This is a genomic window from Photorhabdus africana, from assembly GCF_035181445.1.
GTDB lineage: Bacteria > Pseudomonadota > Gammaproteobacteria > Enterobacterales > Enterobacteriaceae > Photorhabdus > Photorhabdus laumondii.
On record NZ_JAXBVE010000117.1, the window covers coordinates 1 to 1509 of the forward strand.

Below are 1509 nucleotides of genomic sequence, written 5' to 3' on the forward strand. Positions count from 1 at the left end.
ACCGATAGGCAACATCTGGCGTGCGGAAACAGGAACCACTTTGCGTGGAACGTTGGAGCGGTGGGCTAATACAACGGATTGCCCGGTAGGGGGACATTGGGTAGTGGTGTGGTCGTCACCGACGGATTACCGCATTGATGCGCCGTTGATGTTCAAAGGCAACTTTGAGTCCTTGTTGGTACAAGTGTTTGATCTTTACCGACAGGCCGAGAAGCCGTTGTTTGCCGAAGTCAGTCGCCTTCAGTGCCTGATTTCAGTCAGTGATAAACCGGTAACCCGGTAAGCCGTGATGGGGTACGTCATTAGTGCGTTTGCGTTGGTTTTTTTGCTGATTGCCGGGGGCATACAGCTGCGACAGGCAGAACAACTGCACGTCGATCGTGACAACACAACAGCTCAGATACTGGCAGATCAAATGTTGCTGTTAGCCAGTGCCATTAATCACTGGCGTGGCGGCTATGCATCTAAAAATGGCACGGTGGATCTCCGTAAGCTCATTCTGCCTTTTCAGCCTGATGCCCGTATCCGGCATGTTATCAGTCAAGGTCGGCTTTGGGTGTGGATGCCGGAAATACCCGATCTTGTTACCGCTTTGCGCGAACGCACTAAGGGGTCCATGTTGATTGGTGAAGTCCGGCAGGGACGGTTGTATGGCTTATCTTGCCAAGCAATAGGATTCACTCTTCCTGACGGGATTAGCGATGGTGATGTGGTGTATTTCAACTGAAAAAACGGACAGGATGTGATGAAAAATAAATGGTGTTCACTCAGGCTTTGTACTTGCCTTGCTCCACTGGCAGCGGTAATCGGCATGGCGTTGATGTCCGGTTGTACCTTGCCGGCAGTGGATAATATGGCGCGTGAGGCCAGTGTGCAAAGTCGGGTAGCACAACAACATTTGCACCAACAGCATAGCCTGAAACAACCGGGGGTAACCTGGGTAGATAAACCCTGGGTGAATCTGAAACCGGTAGTTCAGCCTGTCGCATCGGTAAAGTTACCTTCCTGTCAGATAACGATTAACAGTAAAGTCGGGCTGACATTACCGGAACTGGGACAACGCATTACCCAACTTTGTGGTATTCGGGTCACGGTAGCGCCCGATGTTTTATCACGAGTATCAACCACGGCGGGTGGGTTGACGCGCCAGATGAATGGGGCATTACCGACAGCTGATGATAAGGGACGTATGCCATTGGATTGGCTGGATGATCGAGATATACACTCAATTAACGCTGATGAGCGTCGAGAGCCAGAAGTCCTCACGGGTCTCAATTGGCAAGGGGAGCTAACGGGGCTTTTAGACAATATTGCCAGCCGGTTAGGGATTGCATGGAAGAGGGATAACAGGGCCGTCGTGTTTTATCGGTTCGAAACCCGGACATTTCAGTTGAATGTTCTCAACACCCGTACCAGCAGTAATGCCAGTGTTGCCTCAGGTTCAACCAGTAGTATGGGGACATCAGGAGGCAGTGGTAATGTCAACAATTCTGTCTCTGGGGAGGCCAG

3 protein-coding genes are annotated in these 1509 nt (G+C 51.2%); all 3 read left to right on the top strand.

Features of this window, described 5'->3' with window-relative positions:
* A partial coding sequence (locus tag SLS51_RS22925; protein WP_323840796.1) for a toxin co-regulated pilus biosynthesis Q family protein occupies positions 1–283 on the top strand: 283 nt, incomplete at its 5' end.
* 6 nt (positions 284–289) lie between these two features.
* Entirely contained in the window at positions 290–727 is a 438-nt protein-coding gene (gene pilM / locus SLS51_RS22930) for a type IV pilus biogenesis protein PilM (RefSeq protein ID WP_323840797.1), read from the top strand.
* A gap of 18 nt (positions 728–745) precedes the next feature.
* Positions 746–1509: secretin N-terminal domain-containing protein (locus tag SLS51_RS22935; protein ID WP_323840798.1), on the top strand; the 764-nt coding region annotated here is incomplete at its 3' end.

Excerpts from the sequence above, each read along its gene's own strand:
- pilM (WP_323840797.1), top strand. The coding sequence starts at position 290 with ATGGGGTACGTCATTAGTGCGTTTGCGTTGGTTTTTTTGCTGATTGCC.